This window comes from Streptomyces sp. NPDC047981 (assembly GCF_040653315.1).
In the GTDB taxonomy this organism is placed as follows: Bacteria; Actinomycetota; Actinomycetes; order Streptomycetales; family Streptomycetaceae; genus Streptomyces.
In genome coordinates this window covers 1-21,662 of the sequence record NZ_JBEZNQ010000105.1, presented here as the reverse complement: position 1 = coordinate 21,662, position 21,662 = coordinate 1, and the positions used below count along the sequence as shown (strand labels likewise).

At 72.7% G+C, this 21,662-nt stretch carries 17 protein-coding genes and 1 pseudogene; 14 read left to right on the top strand and 4 right to left on the bottom strand.

Annotated features, from left to right (window positions below; genetic code table 11):
* Positions 1–1,143 (top strand): annotated as a pseudogene (locus tag AB0E14_RS35770) (hypothetical protein); the annotation flags it as partial.
* A 95-nt stretch (positions 1,144–1,238) separates the two neighbouring features.
* Here AB0E14_RS35770 and AB0E14_RS35765 read toward each other — a convergent pair.
* Positions 1,239–2,228, bottom strand: a complete 990-nt coding sequence (locus tag AB0E14_RS35765) for a helix-turn-helix domain-containing protein (protein WP_362428324.1) — start codon at positions 2,226–2,228, stop codon at positions 1,239–1,241.
* A 71-nt stretch (positions 2,229–2,299) separates the two neighbouring features.
* Here AB0E14_RS35765 and AB0E14_RS35760 point away from each other — a divergent pair, with 71 nt between their 5' ends.
* The 4 genes from AB0E14_RS35760 (at position 2,300) to xdhC (ending at position 8,628) form a co-directional block, all read left to right on the top strand.
* Entirely contained in the window at positions 2,300–3,583 is a 1,284-nt protein-coding gene (locus tag AB0E14_RS35760) for an MFS transporter (protein WP_362428320.1), read from the top strand.
* Between the two features lie 362 nt (positions 3,584–3,945).
* Entirely contained in the window at positions 3,946–5,448 is a 1,503-nt protein-coding gene (locus AB0E14_RS35755; RefSeq protein WP_362428317.1) for an FAD binding domain-containing protein, read from the top strand.
* The gene (xdhB, locus tag AB0E14_RS35750; RefSeq protein WP_362428314.1) at positions 5,445–7,811 is read left to right on the top strand and encodes a xanthine dehydrogenase molybdopterin binding subunit; all 2,367 of its coding nucleotides are present in this window, start codon (positions 5,445–5,447) and stop codon (positions 7,809–7,811) included. Before AB0E14_RS35755 ends, xdhB begins: the two co-directional genes overlap by 4 nt.
* A 1-nt stretch (position 7,812) precedes the next feature.
* On the top strand, positions 7,813–8,628 hold the full coding sequence (gene xdhC, locus AB0E14_RS35745) for a xanthine dehydrogenase accessory protein XdhC (protein ID WP_362428311.1): 816 nt from the start codon (positions 7,813–7,815) through the stop codon (positions 8,626–8,628).
* Between the two features lie 75 nt (positions 8,629–8,703).
* Here the strand turns inward: xdhC and AB0E14_RS35740 are convergent, their stop codons facing one another.
* Positions 8,704–9,153 (bottom strand): carboxymuconolactone decarboxylase family protein, encoded by a 450-nt coding sequence (locus AB0E14_RS35740; protein WP_362428308.1) that lies wholly within the window; start codon positions 9,151–9,153, stop codon positions 8,704–8,706.
* 83 nt (positions 9,154–9,236) lie between these two features.
* Between AB0E14_RS35740 and AB0E14_RS35735 the strand changes: the two genes are divergently transcribed.
* Complete coding sequence (locus tag AB0E14_RS35735; RefSeq protein WP_362428305.1) at positions 9,237–10,139, top strand: sigma-70 family RNA polymerase sigma factor; 903 nt, start codon at positions 9,237–9,239, stop codon at positions 10,137–10,139.
* A gap of 158 nt (positions 10,140–10,297) precedes the next feature.
* Here AB0E14_RS35735 and AB0E14_RS35730 read toward each other — a convergent pair whose 3' ends face one another.
* Positions 10,298–11,362, bottom strand: coding sequence for a substrate-binding domain-containing protein (locus AB0E14_RS35730; RefSeq protein ID WP_362428303.1), 1,065 nt, complete (start codon positions 11,360–11,362; stop codon positions 10,298–10,300).
* Between the two features lie 209 nt (positions 11,363–11,571).
* Between AB0E14_RS35730 and AB0E14_RS35725 the strand changes: the two genes are divergently transcribed.
* The 5 genes from AB0E14_RS35725 to AB0E14_RS35705 all read left to right on the top strand — a co-directional run bounded on the left by AB0E14_RS35725 (position 11,572) and on the right by AB0E14_RS35705 (position 17,092).
* Positions 11,572–14,001, top strand: a complete 2,430-nt coding sequence (locus AB0E14_RS35725; protein WP_362428300.1) for a polysaccharide lyase 8 family protein — start codon at positions 11,572–11,574, stop codon at positions 13,999–14,001.
* Between the two features lie 79 nt (positions 14,002–14,080).
* A complete protein-coding gene (locus AB0E14_RS35720) occupies positions 14,081–14,800 on the top strand; it encodes a heparin lyase I family protein (RefSeq protein ID WP_362428297.1) in 720 nt (239 codons plus the stop codon).
* A gap of 57 nt (positions 14,801–14,857) precedes the next feature.
* Positions 14,858–15,646 carry a crotonase/enoyl-CoA hydratase family protein gene (locus AB0E14_RS35715; protein ID WP_362428294.1) on the top strand — a complete coding sequence of 263 codons (789 nt, stop codon included), beginning with the start codon at positions 14,858–14,860 and terminating at the stop codon, positions 15,644–15,646.
* An 83-nt stretch (positions 15,647–15,729) separates the two neighbouring features.
* A complete protein-coding gene (rpmF, locus tag AB0E14_RS35710) occupies positions 15,730–15,900 on the top strand; it encodes a 50S ribosomal protein L32 (protein ID WP_007267665.1) in 171 nt (56 codons plus the stop codon).
* A gap of 4 nt (positions 15,901–15,904) precedes the next feature.
* Complete coding sequence (locus AB0E14_RS35705; protein ID WP_362428291.1) at positions 15,905–17,092, top strand: GTP-binding protein; 1,188 nt, start codon at positions 15,905–15,907, stop codon at positions 17,090–17,092.
* A 22-nt stretch (positions 17,093–17,114) separates the two neighbouring features.
* Here the strand turns inward: AB0E14_RS35705 and AB0E14_RS35700 are convergent, their stop codons facing one another.
* A complete protein-coding gene (locus tag AB0E14_RS35700) occupies positions 17,115–17,654 on the bottom strand; it encodes a hypothetical protein (RefSeq protein WP_362428288.1) in 540 nt (179 codons plus the stop codon).
* A 93-nt stretch (positions 17,655–17,747) separates the two neighbouring features.
* Between AB0E14_RS35700 and AB0E14_RS35695 the strand changes: the two genes are divergently transcribed.
* From AB0E14_RS35695 to AB0E14_RS35685, 3 genes are all read left to right on the top strand, one after another.
* On the top strand, positions 17,748–18,311 hold the full coding sequence (locus tag AB0E14_RS35695; RefSeq protein ID WP_362428285.1) for a WHG domain-containing protein: 564 nt from the start codon (positions 17,748–17,750) through the stop codon (positions 18,309–18,311).
* A gap of 162 nt (positions 18,312–18,473) precedes the next feature.
* Positions 18,474–18,671: a hypothetical protein gene (locus tag AB0E14_RS35690; protein ID WP_362428282.1), complete on the top strand. Its 198-nt coding sequence runs from the start codon at positions 18,474–18,476 to the stop codon at positions 18,669–18,671.
* A 72-nt stretch (positions 18,672–18,743) separates the two neighbouring features.
* Positions 18,744–21,482, top strand: coding sequence for a discoidin domain-containing protein (locus tag AB0E14_RS35685; protein ID WP_362428279.1), 2,739 nt, complete (start codon positions 18,744–18,746; stop codon positions 21,480–21,482).
* The last annotated feature ends 180 nt before the right edge of the window (positions 21,483–21,662 follow it).

Sequence of the window (21,662 nt, the reverse complement as noted above, 5' to 3'; positions counted from 1 at the left end):
GCGGCCGGCCGCGCCGCCGCGCACGCCCGGCCCAGCCAGGTCGCGACCCTGGTCCACGACGTCCTGACCCGGGAGAGCGGGGTGAAGATCACCGTACGGAAGGCGGCCGCCCGGCTCGCGGCCCGGCACCTGCCCGCGGGCGCCGCCACTGCCCTCCTGTCCACCGTGGGCCGCGCCCCGGGCGTCCACCCGGACGTACGCGCCACCGTCATCGGTCTGGCCACGACACTGCTGCCGGCCGAGGAGATGTGGGCCCTGCTGGAGTCGGCCGCGATCGAGGGACCGAGCGCCGCCCGGCGCTCGCTCCTGGACGTGAACCCGGGGGATCTGGCCCCGGCCCACCGGTCGCGATACGGCGAGCTGGTCGCCCGGCTGCCGTTCGTCGCCGACGAGGACGCCGCGGACCAGGCCCTGTTCGCCCTCCGCGACTGGGTGCCGTACACCCCCGCGGCCGGCGCGGCCCTCGCGGACGTCTACACCGACCCCGGCACCGGCTTGAGCTTCTGGCGGGTGAGCTACAGGCTGACGGAGCTGGCCCAGTCCGAACTGCCGCACCCGGTCGGCGGCGTGCGGCCCGGTAGCCTCCTGGCCGGTGTCGTGGACCGGCTCCTGGCCCTGATCGCGGCCGGCGAACCGGAGGGCGGCGGAGGGAACGCCGGGGACCTTCCGGCGCGCCGTCGGCTGCACTCCCTCATCGGCTCGTCGCTCCGCGACCCCGGGATGTGCGCGGCCCTGGCCCGGCGGCTGGCCGCCGAGCCCGCGGTGATCGCCACCCGCACCGCCCTCCTCGTGCGGGCCATCGACCTGAAGGCCTCCGAGCCCGAACTCCTGCTCTCGCTGCGCGAGTTGACCGACACGATCGACGGGCGCCCCGTCCTCGCGGCGCGGATGGCGGAGGAGGTGGAGGAAGTCCATGAGTACGGTGAGCCGCTCGCCGACCCCACGGCCGCGCTGGCCGTGGTCCGCTCGCTCAGCGCCGAGGGGGGACTCGTGGCGGGTCTGATCGCCGTCGGCCTCGCGACCGCCGTCGGCGCACGGCAGAAATGGCCCGACGCCTGCCGCGCCGCCGTCGTCGAACTGCGCCGCCACCCCGAGGTGGAGGTCAGCGAGACGGCGTACGCCACCTCCATGGGCGGCCCCTGATCCCACGGGGGCGGCTCCTGATCCCGTGAGCGGCCCCCGATCCCATGGGCGGCCCCTGATCCCATGGGCGGCCTCCGATCCCTGGGCCGTGCGCGCTACCTCGTGGTGTCCGCGCGGAAGGCGCGGCGGTAGGCGGCGGGCGTGGTCCGCAGCGCCTCGTGGAACCGTCGCCGCAGATTGACGGCCGAGGAGAGGCCGACCCGGTGCGCGATGGTCTCCACCGGCAGGTCGGTCTCCTCGAGGAGGGCGCGCGTGGCGGCGATCCGCCGGTCGAGGAGCCAGCGTCCGGGGCTGATGCCCAGTTGGCCGGTGAAACGCCGGGTGAGGGTGCGCGTCGAGACCTGGGCGCGGTCCGCCATCTCGGCGACGCTGACCGGCTGGTCCAGCCTCCCGGACAGCCACTCCAGGAGCGGGGCGAGCGAGTCGGCGACCGGTCCGGTGGTGGGCAGTTCGGCGTACTGCAGCTGGCAGCCCTCGCGGTGCGGCGGCATCACCATCTGGCGGGCGATCCGCATCGCGTACGCGGCGCCCCGGTCGGAGCTCACGAGGTGCAGGCAGAGGTCGGCACCGGCCGCGGCACCGGCGCTGGTGGCGACGTCGCCGTGGTCCACGTAGAGCACCGCGGGGTCGACGGTCACCTTCGGGAACCTGCTCGCCAGTTCGGCGGCGCGCGCCCAGTGGGTGGCGGCCCGCCGGCCGTCGAGGAGACCGGCGGCGGCGAGCACGAAGGCGCCCGTGCAGATGCCGACGACCCGCGCGCCGCGGTGGTGCGCGGCCCGGACCGCGGCGACCACGGCCGGCGGCACCTCGGCGCCCGCGTGCTCCTTCCAGCCGGGGACGAGCACGGTGTCCGCGCGCTCCAGGGCGTCGAGGCCCGCCGTGACGAGCAGGTCGTAGCCGGCCTGGGTGGGTACGGGACCGGGGTGTTCGGTGCACACCTCGAAGGCGTAGTACGGGGGGATCGCCGGGCCGTGGTCGCCGAACACCTCGGTCGCGCAGGCCAGCGGGAACGTGGCCTGCGGGGGCGCCAGGAGGGCCACCACCCGGTGCGGCGCCGGGGAGTTCGGCAGCGGACGAGGCGTCATGGCGCGAAAGTACCCCATCATGTCGTTCAGGACACTGGGGGCGAGCAATTGGTCTAAACCATCATCGGATCGTGACCACCCCTCAGACACCCCGCCGGACCGAGACCGCCCAGGCCCGTGAGGCCTCGCCGACCATGGGGGACCGCACGCGCCCCCCGTTGTGGGACCGGCGCTTCGCTCTCTTCTTCACCGCCCGCACGATCTCGCTCCTGGGCGACGCGATGATGCCGGTGGCCTCCGCCCTGGCCGTCGGCGCGCTGTACGGGATCTCCGGGGTCGGCTACGTCCTCGGCACCTGGACCGGGACGTTCGTCGTCCTGGTGCTGTTCGGCGGCGTGTTCGCCGACCGGTTCGGGGCGCGCCGGATGATGGTCGGCGCGGATCTCGTGCGGGTGCTCACCCAGGGGGTGCTGGCCGCCGCCTTCTTCGCCGGGACCCCGCCGTTCTGGCTCCTGCTGACCATGGCGGCCCTGGCCGGCGCGGCCGTCGCGATGTTCCTGCCGGGGGCGAACGGGATGGTCCCGCTGGTCGCCGCCGAGCCGCAACGGGCCAACGCCACGCTCAAGGTGGCCGACGCGCTGGCCCATCTGCTCGGCCCGGCCCTGGCGGGGCTCCTGATCGCCCTGGCCGGGGCGGGAACGGTGTACGCGATCGACGCGGGCACCTTCCTGCTCAGCGCGCTCTGCCTGGCGCTGCTGCGGCTCGCCCCGGCCGTCGACGCCGACTCCCCCGGCCGCACGGGCGGTTCACTGCGCCGGGACCTCCACCAGGGCTGGCGGGAGTTCCGCGCACGCGCCTGGCTCTGGTCCGTCATCCTCGTCTGGATGGTCTTCGGAGTCCTGCTCTTCGGCCCCATCGTCCCGCTCGGTTCGGCGCTCGTCGGTGACCGTCTCGGCCCGAACGCGTACGGTCTGGCGGTCTCCTTCCTCGGTGCCGGAACGGTGCTCGGCGGCCTGCTCGCCCTGCGCCTGCGCCCGGCCCGGCCCCTGGCAGCGGGCGCCCTCGCGATGGCGCTGTACTCCGTGCTGCCCCTCTGTCTGGCGCTCGGCACCGGACTGCCGGTGCTCCTGGCCGGTCATGTCCTCGGCGGCGGCGCCCTGGCGTTCTGGTCGGTGATGTGGGCGACCAGCGTGCAGACGCACACGCCGCCCGCGGTGCTCAACCGGGTGTCCGCCTACGAGCTGGCCGGCTCGGTCTCCGGTATCGCGCTCGGCCAGATCCTGGCGGGGCCGGCCATCGCCCTGGCCTCCCCGGCGCGGCTCCTCCTGCTCTCCGCGGGCGTCTGCCTGGCGGGCTGCGTGGTCCTGCTCGCTGTACCGGCCATCCGCACCCTGCGCCGGGTCACCGCTCCTTGACCTCCGTGGCATCAGCAACTAGCTTGCGGTCACACATCGGTCCATCGGCCCGAACGACCGCGAGGAGGCGACCGACGGATGAACACCCGCTCCGATCTGACGCGCCTCGCCCACATCACGGCCTGGGCTCCGGGTCGTATCGCGCACGGCTGCTGACACGCCGGCCCCCGAAGCCGTTGCGACGCGCCCTTCGACGGCGCGTTCCCGGCTTCCCCGCACCGCCCCCGCCTCCCCGCACGCCGCTGTCGCGTGCGGCTTCGCGCGCCCGTCCCTGACACATGGCGCCGCCGAACACAGAAAGCTGCCCGAAATTGGCGAATACCGCTGAATCGACCGCTCACGCACCAAACCGAAGGTCTGCCATGGCATCGGCCTCCGACGACGGGCCGCGGATCACGGTCAACGGGAACGACGCACCGATCGCCCCGTCCGCGCCCCACACCACCGTGCTCGACTTCCTGCGCGAGCGCGGCCTCACCGGCACCAAGGAGGGCTGTGCCGAGGGTGAGTGCGGGGCCTGCTCGGTCCTGGTGGCACGTCCCGGGGTGAACAGGCCCACCGACTGGGTGGCCGTCAACGCCTGCCTCGTCCCCGCCGCGGCGCTCGACGGCCAGGAGATCGTCACCTCCGAGGGTCTCGCCACCGCAGGCGCGCCCGGCACGCCGCCCACCCTGCACCCTGTGCAGGAGGAGATGGCGGTCCGCGGCGGCTCCCAATGCGGTTACTGCACACCGGGGTTCATCTGCAGCATGGCCGCCGAGTACTACCGCCCCGACCGTTGCGCGCACGCGGAGCCGGAGTCCGACGCGGGCTCCCCGCCCGCCGACGGCACCGACCACGAGCACGGTCCGAACGGCTTCGATCTGCACGCGCTGAGCGGCAACCTGTGCCGCTGCACCGGCTACCGCCCGATTCGCGATGCCGCGTTCGCCGTCGGTGAGCCCACCGAAGAGGACCCGCTGGCGCGGCGGCGCGACCAGCCGCCGCCCGCGCCTACCGCCACCGCGTACACCCGGGACGGCAGCACCTTCCTGCGGAAGGAGACCCTGGCCGAGACGCTGCGCTTGCTGCGCGAGCGGCCCGACGCGGTGGTGGTCGCGGGCTCCACGGACTGGGGCGTGGAGGTGAACATCCGCTCCCGGCGCGCCGATTGCGTGGTCGCCGTCGACCGGCTGCCCGAACTGCGGGAGCTGCGTGTCGGATCCGACCACATCGAGATCGGGGCCGCGCTGACGCTCACCGAGATCGAGCGCCGCCTCGACGGCCGCGTGCCGCTCCTCGCGGAGCTGTTCCCGCAGTTCGCCTCCCGGCTGATCCGCAACGGCGCGACCCTGGGCGGAAACCTCGGTACCGGCTCCCCCATCGGGGACACCCCGCCCGTGCTGCTCGCGCTGGAGGCGACGGTGGTGCTCGCCGACGCCGACGGTGAGCGCGAGGTCCCGCTCGCGGAGTACTTCACCGGCTACCGGCAGAGCGTGCGCCGCCCGGGCGAGCTGATCCGCGCGGTGCGCGTCCCCGTGCCGCTGTCGCCCGTGGTGGCCTTCCACAAGATCGCCAAGCGGCGCTTCGACGACATCTCCAGTGTCGCGGTCGCCTTCGCGCTCGCCGTCGAGGACGGGATCGTCCGCAAGGCCCGGATCGGTCTGGGCGGTGTGGCCGCCACCCCGATCCGCGCCCTCGCTGCCGAGGAGGCCCTGGAGGGCCGGCCGTGGACGGCGGAGACCGTCGAGACCGCGGCCCGGGAGCTGCGGGCGGCGGGGACGCCGATGGACGACCATCGCGCCAGCGCCGTGTACCGCTCCGCGATGCTCGGCCAGAGCCTGCTGAAACTGTACGCGCGCAACACCGAGGCGGTGTCGTCATGAGCCAGCTGTCCGCTCGCCCCGAGAAGCCGGTCGTCGGGGTCTCGATGCCCCACGAGAGTGCCGCCCTGCACGTCACGGGCGCCGCGCTGTACACCGACGACCTGGTCCACCGGACCAAGGACGTGCTGCACGCCTACCCGGTCCAGGTGACGAAGGCCCACGGCACGATCACCGCGCTGCGCACCGGACCCGCGTTCGACGTGCCCGGCGTGGTCCGCGTGCTGACCGGCGCCGATGTGCCGGGGGTCAACGACGCGGGGATGAAGCACGACGAACCGCTCTTCCCCGACGAGGTCATGTTCCACGGCCACGCGGTCGCCTGGGTGCTGGCCGAGACCCTGGAGGCGGCCCGGCTGGGCGCGGCGGCCGTCGAGGTGGAGCTCGACGAGAAGCCGTCCGTGATCACGTTGGAGGAGGCCGTCGCCGCCGGGAGCTTCCACGGCGCCCGGCCCACGATGGTGACCGGCGACGTCGAGGCGGGCTTCGCCGAGTCCGCGCACGTCTTCACCGGCACGTTCCAGTTCTCCGACCAGGAGCACTTCTATCTGGAGACGCACGCCGCGCTGGCCTACGTCGACGAGGCGGAGCAGGTCTTCGTCCAGAGCAGCACCCAGCACCCCTCGGAGACCCAGGAGATCGTCGCGCACGTCCTCGGTCTGCACAGCCACGAGGTCACCGTGCAGTGTCTGCGGATGGGCGGCGGCTTCGGCGGCAAGGAGATGCAGCCGCACGGCTTCGCTGCCGTCGCCGCGCTCGGCGCCAGGCTGACCGGCCGGCCGGTCCGGGTGCGGCTCAACCGGACGCAGGACCTCACGATGTCGGGCAAGCGGCACGGCTTCCGCGCCGAGTGGAAGATCGGCTTCGACGCGGAGGGCCGCATCCAGGCCCTGGAGGCCACCCTGACGGCGGACGGCGGCTGGAGCCTCGACCTGTCGGAACCGGTGGTGGCCCGAGCGCTCTGCCACATCGACAACACGTACTGGATCCCCAACGCCCGTGTCACCGGCCGTATCGCCAAGACCAACAAGGTCTCCAACACGGCCTTCCGCGGCTTCGGCGGACCGCAGGGCATGCTGGTGATCGAGGACATCATGGGCCGTTGCGCGCCTCGGCTCGGACTGGACCCGACGGAGCTGCGCAAGCGCAACTTCTACCGGCCCGGGCTCGGCCAGTCGACGCCGTACGGGCAGCCGGTGACCCAGGCCGAGCGGATCTCCACGGTCTGGCAGCAGGTCGAGGAGAACGGCGGCGTCGCCGACCGCAGGCGCGAGATCGCCGCGTTCAACGCGGCCCACCCGCACACCAAGCGGGCGCTGGCGATCACCGGCATCAAGTTCGGCATCTCCTTCAACCTCACCGCCTTCAACCAGGGCGGCGCGCTGGTGCTGATCTACAAGGACGGCTCGGTCCTGATCAACCACGGCGGCACCGAGATGGGCCAGGGCCTGCACACGAAGATGCTGCAGGTCGCGGCGACCACGCTGGGCATCCCGCCGCACAAGGTACGGCTGGCCCCGACGCGGACCGACAAGGTGCCCAACACCTCCGCCACCGCCGCCAGCGCGGGCACGGACCTGAACGGCGCGGCGGTGAAGAACGCCTGCGAGCAGCTGCGCGAGCGGCTGCTGGGGGTGGCCGCCACGCAGCTGGGCGCGAACGCCTCGGACGTCCGCATCGTCGAGGGTGTCGCACGCGTCCTGGGCGGCGAGACGGAGCTGGGCTGGGACGAGCTGGTGCGCACCGCGTACCTCCAGCGGGTCCAGTTGTCGGCGGCCGGTTTCTACCGGACCGAGGGGCTGCACTGGGACGCGAAGGCCTTCAAGGGCTCACCGTTCAAGTACTTCTCGTACGGTGCGGCGGCGGCCGAGGTGGAGGTGGACGGTTTCACGGGCGCGTACCGCGTCCGGCGGGTCGACATCGTGCACGACGTCGGTGACAGTCTGTCCCCGATGATCGACATCGGTCAGGTGGAGGGTGGCTTCGTGCAGGGCGCGGGCTGGCTGACGCTGGAGGACCTGCGTTGGGACGCCGGTGACGGGCCGCACCGCGGCCGGCTGCTGACCCAGGCGGCGAGCACGTACAAGCTGCCGAGCTTCTCGGAGATGCCCGAGGAGTTCCATGTGACCCTGCTGCGCAATGCCACCGAGGAGGGCGCGGTCTACGGCTCCAAGGCGGTGGGCGAGCCTCCGCTGATGCTGGCGTTCTCGGTCCGGGAGGCGCTGCGGCAGGCCGCCGCCGCGTTCGGGCCGAGCGGGGTCGCCGTGGAGCTGGCCTCGCCGGCGACACCCGAGGCCGTGTACTGGGCGATCGAGGCGGCTCGCGCGGGTGTCGCCTCCCGGGCCGAAGTGCTGAGCGGTGCCTGACATGACGTGGGTCGCCGCGGTCGCGCGGCTGCGAGCACGCCGGGAGTCCGGCGTGCTGGTGACCGTCGCGACCGTGCGCGGCCACGCCCCGCGGGACGCCGGGGCGAAGCTCGTCGTGGGGCGGAACGAGACGTGGGGTTCGATCGGTGGTGGCAATGTCGAGGCCGTCGCGATCGACCGGGCCCGGCAGATGATCTCCGTCCCCGCGCCCGAACCGGAGCCGGAGCTGATCGACTTCGCGCTGAACGACAAGGTGACCAACCGGCACGGAGTGCAGTGCTGCGGCGGTACGGTCTCGGTGCTGCTCGAACCGCTCCCGGTGGTACGGGCGGTGGCGATCTTCGGTGTGGGCCATGTCGGTCTCGAACTGGCGCGCATCCTGGCGCGGATGGACCTCGACCTCCATCTGATCGACAGCCGCTCCGACATCCTGGCCGAGGAGCGCCTGGACGTCCTGTCGGACGCGGTGGCGCAGGTGCATGTGCATCACACGCCCCTGCTGCCCGAGGAGGTCCTCGAGGACCTGCCGGCCGGCACCCACGTCCTGATCATGACCCACGACCACGCCGAGGACGCCGCCCTGTGCGACGCGGCGCTGCGGACGCCTCACCTCGGGTCCATCGGCCTGATCGGCTCGGCGGCCAAGTGGACCCGGTTCCGCAAGCGGCTCTCCACCGAGGGCGGTCACGACGACGCCACGATCGACCGGATCAAGACCCCGATCGGACTGCCGGACATCACCGGCAAGGAACCCGCGACGATCGCGGTGAGCGTCGCCGCCGACCTGCTCCACACGTTCGAGAAGGAGAGGCACTGACCACGGGACCCCGTCCCGGGCCGGGCCCCGACGGCCGAGCCCGGGACGCCGGTCCCTCTCCTCACCTCGTACGGCTCACCAGGTCCTGCCCGCCTGTTCCCGGACCGTGCGGTTGATCCGGTTGAAGAGGTTGGTCATCGCGATCTCCAGGGTGATCGCGCCCAGTTGCTCCTCGCTGAAGTGCGCGGCGGCGGCGTCCCAGATCTCGTCGGTCACCCCCGGCGCGCCGTCCTGCAGACGGGTCGCCGCCTCGGCGAGGGCGAGGGCCGCCCGCTCCTCGTCCGTGTAGAAGGGCGTGTCGCGCCAGGCGACCACGTGGTGCAGCCGCTCCTCGCTCTCCCCTGCCTTCCGCGCGGCCTCGACCGAGGCGAAGACACAGGGGCTGCAACCGTTGATCTGACTGGTGCGCAGATGGACCAGGGACAGCAGGTTCCGGTCCACGCCACCGGCGTGAATCGCCTTGTAGAGATGCTGGATCGCGGTGATCACATCAGGATGGGCCGGGCTCTTCACACGTGCTTCCATCGGTCCTGCTCCTTCATCGGTTACCTGTGCCCCTCGGGGCCCGTCATCACCCGTGACGGAGCCGAGCCGAGGAAGGTAACACCATGACCGACACCAGCCCGACGGGCCCGAGGCCGACGCAGCCGGTCCCGCCGGCCGACACGTTCGAGGCGCAGCGCGACCGGCTGCGCGCGGTCGCCCACCGCATGCTCGGGTCGTACGCCGACGCCGAGGACGTGGTCCAGGAGGCCTGGCTGCGGCTCTCCCGCCAGGACACGACGTCCATCGACAACCTCGCCGGCTGGCTGACCACGGTGGTCGGCCGGATCAGCCTCGACGTGCTGCGGGCGCGTCGGGCCCGCCCGGAGAGGCCCTACGACGACGGCCTGCCCGAGTACGTGGTGACGGTCGACGACAGCCCCGCACCCGAGGACGACGCCGTGCTCGCCGACTCGGTCGGGCTCGCGCTCCTCGTCGTTCTGGAGACGCTCGGGCCGAGCGAGCGGCTCGCGTTCGTCCTGCACGACCTGTTCGCGGTGCCGTTCGAGGAGATCGGCCGCATCCTCGGCAGGTCCACCGCGGCCACGAAGATGCTCGCCAGCCGGGCCCGCAGGAAGGTGCGGGCGGGTGAGCGGCCGAGCGGCGCGGGGCCGGAGCAGCGTGCGGTGGTCCGGGCCTTCCTCGCGGCGGCGCGCCACGGCGAGTTCGAGGAGCTGCTGCGGGTGCTCGACCCCGAGGTGCGGCTGACCGTCGACACCCCGTCCGGTGTGATGGTCACCTTGGGCGCCACCAAGGTCGCGGCCGGCGCGCGACTGTCGGCCGACGCGGCCACGCGGGGTCGGCCGGTGCTCGTCGACGGTCTCCCGGGCTTCGTGTCGTGGCGCGAGGACGGCACGCCGCTCTCGGTCCTCGCGTTCACCGTCGCCGACGGCCGGATCACCGCCCTCACGGTCGTGGTCGACCCGGCCAAGCTCGCGCTGATGAACCTCCCAGCCCCGGTGGCCTAGGGCCTTTCGTTTGGATCATGCCGGGCTCGCGGGCCCTGGCACCGCGCCTCGCCGCGTTGTCGTCAGTCCCCAACGCTCCGCGTTGACTCCCTCCTCCGCCTTGCGATCCACGGCACCAGACCCCGCTCCCTGATCCAGCCTGATCCAAACGAAAGACCCTAGCCCCCGCTAGACGAGCGTGCTCGCAGCTGGGGCAAGACGAAGAGCCGGTGCCGGGGGGCGTCCGGTTGGTCGAGTCGGCGCACCAGCAACTCCACCGCGGAGGAGCCGACTTCGTACTTGGCGGGGGCGACCGCGCTCAGCGGGATGTCGGCGAGTCCGGCGACCTCGTCGTCGTACGCCACGACGGCGACGTCGCCGGGGACCTGGAGCCCCCGTGCGCGCAGCCGGCGCAGCAGCGCGAGGGCTTCGTTGTCGGGGTGGGCGATGACGGCGTCGACGCGGCCCTCCGCCACGGCGTCGAGCAGCTCCTCGACCGGGCCGTCGTGCTCCCGGCTCCCGACGGCCGCGTCGGGGATGTCCAGGACGGTCACCGCACCGGGGTCGGTGAGGCCGGCCGCCCGCACGCCGGCTTCGAAGCCCTCGACGATCCCGGGCGCGGTCGGGCTCGCCCCGCGGACGAGCAGCGCGAGGCGACGGCGGCCCGCGTCCACGAGGTGCCGTACGGCGAGGCGTGCCCCGTGGACGTGGTCGGAGACGACGTGGTCGATCCCGGCCGCCTCGTCCGCCTCGGGGCGGCGCTCCACGATGACGACGGGGACGGGCAGTTCCTCGTACCAGCGGCGCGGCCCCGAGGGGACGACGAGCAGCCCGTCGACCCCGTCGCCGATCATCCGCTCGACCTGGGCGCGCTCCTCGTCGGCGTCGTACCCCGAGATGTCGAGGACCAGGCGGACGTTCCGGGCGGCGGCTGCCTCACGCGCGCCCTTGATGACCTCGGGGTAGTAGTAGTCGGCGGCCGGTACGACAAGGCCGACGACCCGCTCCCGGCCGCGCGCCCGGGCGGGGGCGGCGGCCTCGACGGGAGCCGTCTCCGCCCATGTCTCGGGGAGCATGGCTCCGCCGTGCACCCGGGCGACCAGGCCGCGGTCGGCGAGGACCTCGACGTCCCGCCGGACCGTGACCGGGGAGACGCCCAGTTCGGCGGCGAAGTCGCTGACGCGCAGCGAGCCCTCTTCGCGCAGCCTGCGCAGGATCGCCTGGTGCCTGTGTTCCGCGTGCACTCCCCGCTCCCCTCCTCCGACACCCCGCTTCCGGCGCAGTGTAGCGAGCCTTCGATCGATTCTGAACGTTTACGTCCGTACGGACAACTGACGGCTGTTCCTGTCCAAACCGTTGCTGTGTTGGTTTTCTGCGTGCTAGAAACCCCACGCTCCCGAGCCAGCGACAGCGCCGAGGCAACGACGCGCTCCTCCCGTAAAGGTCGTCTCCCATGTCATCTCCCTGGCGTCGCCGCACCTTCCTCCACGCCGCAGGTGGGGGCGCGCTCGCCCTCGGGCTCACGGGAGCACTCGCGCACCCGTCCTCCGCCTCCCCACTCCCGGCGTCCGCGGCGGAGTCCGACGCGGAGTTCGACGCGCTGCGCGCCAGGTGGCGCGGCCTCATCCTGGGCACGGGCTTCAGCCCCACCGCCGAGCCGTACCGAACCATCCTCGCGAGCCTCGGCACGACCGCCGCCGACCTCGCCTCGACCATGGTCCCGGCGAGCGGTTCGCTCTGGCCCGGCCGTTCCTGGACCGACCCGGAGCCGGATCTCGACGCCGAGTCCTACGCCTTCTCGGTGACGATGAACGAGGGCTTCAACCGGCTGCGCACCATGGCCGAGGCGTACTCGCAGCCGGGCACAGGACTGACCGGGGACACCGGGCTCCGCGACGCGATCCTCACCGGCCTCGACCACCTCCGCGCGGAGGTCTACAACGAGAACACCACGCGCTACGGCAACTGGTACAACTGGCAGATCGGCGCCCCACAGGCGCTGATGGACACCTGTGTGCTGATGTACGACCACCTGTCGGCGGAGCAGATCGCCGGCTTCTGCCGGGCCGTGGACGCGTTCGTACCGGACTCGGTGTTCGACTCGTACACGGGAACCAGCACGGGGGCCAACCGGGTCGACCTCTGTCGCGGGGTGATCCTGCGCGGCATCGTCGGCAAGGACGCGGGCAAGATCACGCTGGCCGCCCAGGCGCTGGCCCCGGTGTTCCCGTACGTCACCTCGGGCGACGGTTTCTACGACGACGGGTCGTTCGTCCAGCACCGCAACGTCCCCTACATCGGCGGCTACGGTTCGGTGCTCCACGACGGCGTGGGCCGGCTGCTCGCGCTGCTGCGCGGCACCAGCTGGGAAGTGACCGGAGCGGGCACCCAGCTCTTCCTCGACACGGTGGAGAAGGCCGTCGCCCCCTTCATCTACAACGGCCTGATGATGGACAACGTCAGCAGCCGGGGCATCAGCCGCGTCGGCACCAACGAGCACCAGCGCGCACACGGCCTGATGGCGACCATCCTGCTGCTCGGCCAGGGAGCGAGCCCCGAGGAGAACGCCCGCTGGCGCGCGATGGTCAAGGGCTGGCTGCAGCGCGACTACCACTACCCCGCGCTCAAGAACCCCGGCCTCTCCCTCATCAGGGCGTCGCTCCTGCAGTCCCTGCAGGACGACACCTCCGTCAAGGCCGCCCCCGAGCCGGTCGGACACCGGCTGTTCCCCAACATGGCGCGGGCCACCCACCGCCGTCGCGACTGGGCGGCCTCCGTCTCCATGGCCTCGAACCGCATCGCCCATTACGAGTTCGGCAACGGCGAGCACGCCCGCGGCTACCACACCGGCGCCGGGTGGCTCTCCTGGTGGGGCGCCGACTTCGGCCTGGAGCAGTACTCGGACGCCTACTGGCCCACCGTCGACCCGTACCGCCTGCCCGGCATCACCGCGTCCCGCAAGCCACTGGCCGACGGCGAGGGCGGCAACTGGGGACAGCCCATGCCGGACGCCGCCTGGGTCGGCGGCACCACGGACGGCGAGTTCGCCGCCGTCGGGCAGCACCTGAAGGGCATCTCCAGCACCATGGAGGCCCGCAAGTCCTGGTTCTTCCTAGACGACTCCGTCGTCTGCCTCGGCGCCGGCGTCACCGCGGCGGACGGCCACGCCGTCGAGACGACCGTCGACAACCGCGCGCTCGGCGCGACCGGCGCGCCCCTCCTCACCGTCGACGGCAAGGCCCAGCCGGTCACGCAGGGGTGGACGGCCACCTTCGAGGACGCCGAGTGGGCCCACATCGCCGGGCACGCCGGCTACGTCTTCCCGGGCGGCACACGGCTCAGCGCCGTACGCGAGGAGCGCACCGGCTCCTGGCGGGACATCAACACCGGCGGCCCCGCCGACCCGATCACCCGCCGCTACCTCACGCTCTTCACCGACCACGGTGTCGACCCGGAGGACGGCGACTACGCCTACGTCCTGCTGCCGGGGGCGAGCGCCAGGACCACGGCCCAGCGCGCCTGCGACCGTGACCGGCTGCGGATCCTCACCAACTCCGCGGACCAGCAGGGCGTACGCGTCCCGAGGCTGGGGCTCACCGCCGTGAACTTCTGGGCCGCGGGCACGGTCGGCGGGCTCCAGGCCGACGCCCCCGCCTCCGTCCTCGTACGGGAGCACGGGAGCGGCACGGCGACCGTCGTCGTCTCCGACCCGGCGCGAGCGGCCACGTCCCTGAACGTGGTCTGGAACCGCAGGGTCAGCAAGGTGCTCTCGAAGCCCGCCACGGTCACGGCCGCCCTCACCGGCTCGTCGCTGCGGCTCACCTTCGGCGACCTCACGGGCCAGTTCGGCGCGCCCCAGAGGATCACCGTCCGCCTCGGCTGACGCCGACCGGACCCGGGCGCCCGTCCTCCGCGGGGCGGGCGCCCCGCACGGAATCGCACTCCCCCCACCGGAGGAATCCATGCAACGCAGCATCGTCCAGAAGCTCTTCACGGCAGCGCTCCCCACGGCGCTCGCCACCGCGCTCACCTTCGTCCTCACGACGCCCGCGCACGCCGCGGTCGAGTGGGACGGAGACGCCGACAACGGAGGAACGGCCGTCTTCGCCTCGATCCTCTGCGACTCCCCCTCGTACGTCTATCAGCCGGACTGGAACGACGGTCGCGGCAAGATCTTCGGCTTCACCAAGGCGGCGGGCTCCGAACGGTGCGAGGGGCACGGCATCGCCGGCCGCACCCTCACGTCCGGCAGGACGTACTGGTTCGGCTGGGAGTCCATGACCAAGACGGGCAACGCGCAGACGGTGTTCCAGTGGAAGTCCTGGGGCACCGGCGAGGAGCACGACCAGAACTATCCGGTGCTCATGAAGGTCGAGGACAGCCGGCTGAAGATCTGGTACGTCGCCCCCGGCGAGCAGTGGATCTCGGTCGGCAGCGTCGCCTGGACGCCGGGTACCTGGAACAAGATCGAGCTGGGTATCGACGCCCAGTCGTCCACGAGCGGCTCCTTCGCCCTGTACGTCAACGGGCAACTGGTCGCGGACCGTCAGAACGCGGTGACCTGGGACCTCAAGGGCAACGTCCCGCGCTGGGGCTCGTACGGCTCGACCATCTTCGACGTCGAGTCGGTCCACTGGGTCGACGGCCTGAAGATGGGCACGACGCGCGCCGACGTCGACTGAGGCGCGATCGTCGGCGGTGTCCTGGCCCCGGCCGCGGGGCCCCGCGAGAATGCGGCCATGACCGATGACTCAGCACGCCCCGCCGTCCGCGTCGAGCGGGACGGGCCCGTGACGACCGTGGTCCTGTCGCGGCCCGCCGCCCGCAACGCCGTGGACGGACCGACGGCCCGGCAACTGGCGGACGCCTTCCGCGCGTTCGACGCGGATCCCGATGCCTCCGTCGCCGTGCTCTGGGGCGAGGGCGGGACCTTCTGCGCGGGTGCCGATCTCAAGGCGATCGGCACCGAGCGCGGCAACCGGGTGGCGCCGGAAGGCGACGGCCCGATGGGCCCGACCCGCTTGCGCCTGTCGAAGCCGGTCGTCGCGGCCGTCGCCGGCCACGCCGTGGCGGGCGGGCTCGAACTGGCCCTCTGGTGCGACCTGCGGGTGGCCGAGGAGGACGCGGTCTTCGGGGTGTTCTGCCGCCGATGGGGCGTGCCGCTGATCGACGGCGGCACGGTCCGGCTCCCCCGGCTGATCGGTGAGAGCCGGGCGATGGACCTCATTCTCACCGGCCGCGCCGTTCCGGCGGCCGAGGCGTACGCGATGGGCCTCGCCAACCGCCTCGTCCCGCCGGGCGGCGCCCGGGCCGCGGCCGAGGAGCTCGCCCGGGAGATCGCGGCCTTCCCCCAACTGTGCCTGCGCCACGACCGGCTCTCCGTGCGGGAACAGCACGGCCTGCCCGAGTCCGAGGCCCTGGCGGCGGAGCTGCGGCACGGCATGGTGCCGCTGTCGGCCGGCGAGACCGCCACGGGAGCGGCCGCCTTCGCCGGGGGCCGGGGACGGCACGGCTCCTTCGACGACTGAGGCCCCGACATCATTTTGCACATGGAATCCATTTTCATATACGGTCTCGGGGACAGCTCCACCCGGCACACCCAGGAGATCCCATGGCCGTCCCCAAGCGGAAGATGTCCCGCAGCAACACCCGTCACCGCCGCGCCCAGTGGAAGGCCACCACCCCGCAGCTGGTGCCGATCACCGTCGACGGCTCGGTGTACCAGGTGCCGCAGCGGCTGGTGAAGGCCTACGAGCGCGGGCTGCTGCGCCCCGAGGGCTGATCCCATGACCGGTACGCACGACGGGCGGCTGCCCGTCACCGTCCTGTCGGGGTTCCTCGGCGCGGGCAAGACCACGCTGCTCAACCACGTCCTCGGCAACCGTGAGGGGCTGCGTGTCGCCGTCATCGTCAACGACATGAGCGAGGTCAACATCGACGCCGCGCTCGTCCGCGGCGGCGAGGCCGCGCTCTCGCGCACCGAGGAGCGGCTGGTCGAGATGACCAACGGGTGCATCTGCTGCACCCTGCGCGACGACCTGCTGGAGGAGGTGGACCGCCTCGCACGGGAGGGCCGTTTCGACCATCTCCTCATCGAGTCGAGCGGCATCTCGGAACCGATGCCCGTGGCCGCCACCTTCTCGTTCCCCCGGGACGACGGCGCCGCCCTCGGGGACCTCGCGCGGCTCGACACCATGGTCACCGTCGTGGACGCCGCGAACTTCCTGCCCGAACTCGACGGTGGCGACGAACTCGCCGCTCGCGGCCTCGCCCCGTACGAGGACGACGAGCGGACCGTCAGCGATCTCCTCGTGGACCAGGTCGAGTTCGCCGACGTCATCGTGCTCAACAAGCTCGACCTGGTCGGGCCGGACCAGGCCGCCCGACTGCGGGCCACCCTCACCCGCCTGAACCCCGAGGCACGGGTCGTGGACGCCGTCCGGGGCGCGGTCGCCCTCGAACAGGTCCTGGGAACCCGCCTGTTCGACGTCGAGCGGGCCCAACAGGCCCCCGGCTGGGTCAAGGAGCTCAACGGGGACCACGTGCCGGAGACCGAGGAGTACGGCATCTCCTCCCTCGTGTACCGCTCGGACGCCCTCTTCCACCCCGGCCGCCTCTGGACTCTGGTCACCGAGGGCCTCGACAGCGGGGCCCACGGCCGGATCCTGCGCTCCAAGGGCTTCTTCCGGCTCGCGACCCGCCCGCGCGTGACCGGGTTGTGGTCCCAGGCCGGCGCCGTCGCCCGCTTCGAGCCCTCCGGGGCCCTCGACCCCGGCGCCGCACAGGGGCAGGAGCTCGTGTTCATCGGGATCGGTCTGCGCACGGGCTCCCTGCGCGCCGCCCTGGACGCCTGCCTCCTCCGCCCGGACGAGCCGGTCCCGACCGAGGACGACTTCCCGGCCTGGGAGACGTACGGCATCGAGGGCGCCTGCGACGCCCACGGAGCCGCCGACGCCGGGGCCGAGGCCGCCTGAACCAGCGGACCGGGAAGGCGCCTCAGCCGCGCGCCCGCGCCGGCGCCGGCGCCGTCGCCTTCGCCGCAGCGCTTCGCCGCCGCAGGCGGGGCAGCGGCCGGGCGCCGCGCGTGGCCCACAGAGCCATGGCGATGTAGAGGATCTGCTCGGGGACGCGCTGCCACAACGGCGAGGCGGGCTCCCCCGCGAACGGGATCTCGGCGACGGCGGCGTTGATGTTCGCCGGCAGCATGAGGACGAACAGCAGCGCCAGTCCGTAGCCGGCGGCGCGGCGGAACCGGGCGGTGATCAGCCCGACGGCGCCGAGGAGTTCGAGCACACCCGTGAGGTGGACGGCCGCCGAGGGGAACGGGACCGCCGACGGGACCATGGCGACGAGGTCGGCATGGTTCGGCATGGGGACGGTGGCGCCCGCCGGGACGAAGTGCGCACTGGCGGTCATGAACAGCATGACCGCCACCGCGTGCGCCGCCGCGGCGGGCCAGGTGGCGAAGCGCCGCACACCGAGCGCGCCGAGACCGCGCAGCAGGGCGAACGAGGCCAGGAGAACGATGAGTGTCATGTCCGCGCTCCACATCTAGTCACTGTCAAGTTCTGGGGTGAACGTAGCCCCGGTGCGGTATCTTGTCAATGACAAGTTGAGAGGATCGCGCCTGTGCCCAAGAGCGGATACCACCATGGAGACCTGCGCCGGACGATCGTCGCCGCCGCCGTCGCGGCGATCGACGAGTCCGGCCTCGACGGGTGGAGCCTGCGCGAGCTGGCCCGGCGCGCAGGCGTCTCGCATGCGGCACCCGCCCACCACTTCGGGGACAAGACCGGCGTCCTGACCGCCATCGCCACTGACGGGTTCACCCTGCTCGCCGACGCGCTCGAAGCCGCCGAACCGGACTTCCTCACCGTGGGCCTGTCCTACGTGGACTTCGCCGTCCACCATCCGGTCCACTTCGCGGTGATGTTCCAGCCCGGCCTCTATCGCGCGGACGACGAGGCCCTCCGCCGGGCGGAGACCCGCGCGGGGGACGTCCTTCGCAAGGGGGCGGGCGCGGCGGCCGCCGCGTCGAAGGGCACCCCCGAGCACACGACACTCGCCGCCTGGTCGATCGCGCACGGCTTCGCGAACCTGTGGATCAGCGGGGCGCTGCCGTCGACCCCCGGCGCCGACGCCGTCGAAGCCGCCCGCCCGGTGCTGCGCACCCTCCTCAACCCTCGCCCGTAAAGGTCCGCGCACGCGGGGAGCGTTCCGACTCCGGGCCCTGAGCCCGCCCTGCCCCTATCGAACGCGCAGCGCGATCGAACGATCGATCAGAATGTATGGACGATCGCTCGCCGGCGCGGTAGGTTCCCCCGGCCTCTCCCACGACGAAGCCGGAGGAAGACCTTGACGCGAACACGACTCGGCCCGCTCGTCGCGCACCTCCTCGCGCTCACGCTGATGCTCACCGGGCTCGCCTCGGCGGCGGCCGCGGCCGCCGCCCCCGTCGCCGTACCCGCGCCGGCCGCCCACCCCCGGACGATCGCCCCCACCGATCTCGCCAAGGTGCGGCGGCTCATCGACGCGCCCGGCACCCCCGGATAGATCTGGAACCGCCTGCTGAACGACCTCGCCGCGGACAAGGGAACCGCGCAGGACGCCGCGTTCGCCTACGCGGTGACCGGTGAACAGTCCTACGCGGAGCTGGCGTTCGGCCGGTTCCAGGAGGCCGGCGTCGTCCTGCGCACCCAGCAGACGCTGGAGGTCGGCAACACGATGGCGCAGCTGGCTCCCGCGTACGACCTGGCCCACGACGGCTGGTCCCCCGCGCAGCGTGCGGAGGCTCTGGAGACGATGGAGTACGCCGCCTCGTACTTCGCCACCGTGCGGCACGGCAACATCGACCACCCCACCGACAAGGCGAGCAACTGGGTCGCGATCCTGCGCGGTGCGGAGCTGCTCACGCATCTCGCGGCGCGGGGCGACGGCGACTACGGCCTGCGCGACGACCGGATCACCTTCCTGCTCGGGGAGATCCGCCTCCACCTGGACCAGGCGTTCGGCGACGCCGGCTGGAACCAGGAGGGCTGGGACTACCTGAACTACGGCGCGAGCACCCTCGCTCCGGTGGTCCGTGCGACCCGCAACGCCGGTCTCGGTGATCTCGACGCCTCCTGGCAGCGCCCGCGCATGGCCGAACTCGCGCTGCACACCCACTCCCTGCGTCCCACGAAGGACCGGCTCCAGTTCGGTGTCGGTGAGCGGACCGGGGGGCCGAGCGCCGCGCTGCTGGGGACCGGAACCCCGACCGTCCAGGCGGCGTACCGCTGGTTGTACGAACGCCTCAACGGCGCGACCGGCGGCCAGGCGGCCCTGGTGAACTGGCCCGAAGGGGTCGCCGCGGCCGATCCGGACTCCTCCGCCGCCCTGCGCGGTGCGCTGCTCGACGACGAGGTCGGCGCCTATTTCTTCCGTGACCGCTTCCAGGGCGACGACGACACCCTGATCGCGGTGACCAACCGCAACGAGAACCACATGGGTTGGGCACAGCCCGAGTCCTTCGCCACCTCGATCATCGGGCAGGGAACCACCTGGGCGAGACAGCCCGCGAAGGAGAACACCAACCTCAGCCTGTTCTCCAAGCCGCTGATCGACGGTGCCGCCGTCCCCCCGGGCACCACCCCGGGCAAGAACGGCAATGTGAGCGGCGGGCGGGCCTATTCCGGGCAGGGCGGCGGCTACGTCTCCCTCGACGCGCGCAACGACTACGCCGTCGACACCGCGCGGCGCGAACAGGCCGTCGATCTGCGGTCGACCTCCGTCGCGGACGCGGTGACGGCCGTGCACGACCGGTTCGCCGACGACACCGCGCACCGGATCGACTGGCAGCTCGCCCCCGAACCCGGCGTGCACATCTCCTACGGGACCCCCGAGTCCGGTACGCAGACCTTCCTCTTCACCCGGGGCGACGCCTGGCTCAAGGGCTGGCTGCTCGACCCCACGGGCGCCACGATGTCCACGAGCAACGGCGCGTTCCGCATCACCCGCACCGGCACGAGTACGGACTTCAAGGTCGTGCTGGCGGTCGGCCGCGGCCCCGTCCCGACCGGCACCGCCACGGGCAGCGCGCTCACGTTGGGCCAGACGACCTACGACCTCGCCGACCTGGACGCCTTCACCCCGCCGGGGCCCGCACCGGCCGGGAATCTCCAGCGCCCCACCGTCCACCTCGCCCCCGCGCGGACGCCCTTCCAGCCCGGCGCCACCCAGCAGGTGACGGCCACGTACACGTGGTGGCACGACCAGCCCGCCACCGGTGTGCAGCTCGGGCTCGCCGTGCCGACGGGCTGGTCCGCCCAGCGGTCGTCACAGGCGATCCCCACGACCCTGCGGGCCGGCGACGTGGCGACCGCGACCTGGGACGTGACCCCGCCGTCGAGTGGCGTGTTCGGCGCGTACGCCCTCACCGCGAGCGGCTCCGCCGCGGGATCGGCCGCGATCGAGGACCAGGCGCCCGCCCCGCTGATCCGCGCCAATCTGGCGCTCGCGCGCCCCGCCGAACAGTCCTCCACCCAGGCGGGTGCCGAGAAGGCCGTGGACGGCGACATCGACGGCTACTTCGGCCGGGGATCCGTCGCCCACACCCTGCAGCAGCCCTACCCGTGGTGGCAGGTCGACCTCGGCGCCGCGCACCGGCTCGGCAGCCTGGTCCTGTGGAACCGTGTGGACTGCTGCGCGGACCGCCTCCACGACTTCTACGTCCTCGCCTCCCAGCAGCCCTTCGGGGACGACACCCTGAGCGAGTTGCTCGCCCGCCCCGACGTCCACCGGCACAGGACCACCGGCGTCTCGGCCCAGCGGCTCCTCACCCTTCCGCTGGTCACGACCGCCCGGTACGTCAGGATCCAGATCGACGACGCCACGCCCAGCTATCTCCAGCTGGCCGAGATCCAGGTCCTGCCGGAACAGTCGGGCAGCGGCCATCTCGCCCAAGGCCAGCCCGCCACGCAGTCCACGACGCTCTACGGCGGCTCGGCCGGCCGGGCCGTGGACGGCAACACCGACGGCGCGTACGCCAACGGATCCGTCACGCACACCGCGGAGCAGGTCCAGCCGTGGTGGCAGACCGACCTCGGGGAGTCCGCGGCGATCGGCAGGATCGAGATCTGGAACCGTACCGACTGCTGCGCCGCACGGCTCACCGACTTCTACGTCCTGGTCTCCGACCAGCCCTTCGCCTCCGGATCCCTGAGCGACGTGCTCGCCCAGCCCGGGGTGAGCGGCTACCGGCAGCCGGGCACCGCCGGGCGCCCGACCACCGTCGCCGTGGGCAAGGGCGGACGGTACGTCCGGGTCCAGCTCGCGGGCACCGGGAGCGGTCCGCTCAGCCTCGCCGAGGTCCGTGTCGTGCGCTGACGTCCCGCGCGGAAACGCGGCAGGCCCCGCCCCTCCGTGGGGAGGGCGGGGCCTTGCGGGTGCTACGGGTGCTGCGGGTGGTGCCGGTGCCGCGGCTGGGAGTCGGTGGGTGACTCTTAGTACCAGCCGTTGGCCTGCCAGAAGGCCCAGGCGGCGTTGGGGGAGCCGTAGCGCTCGTTC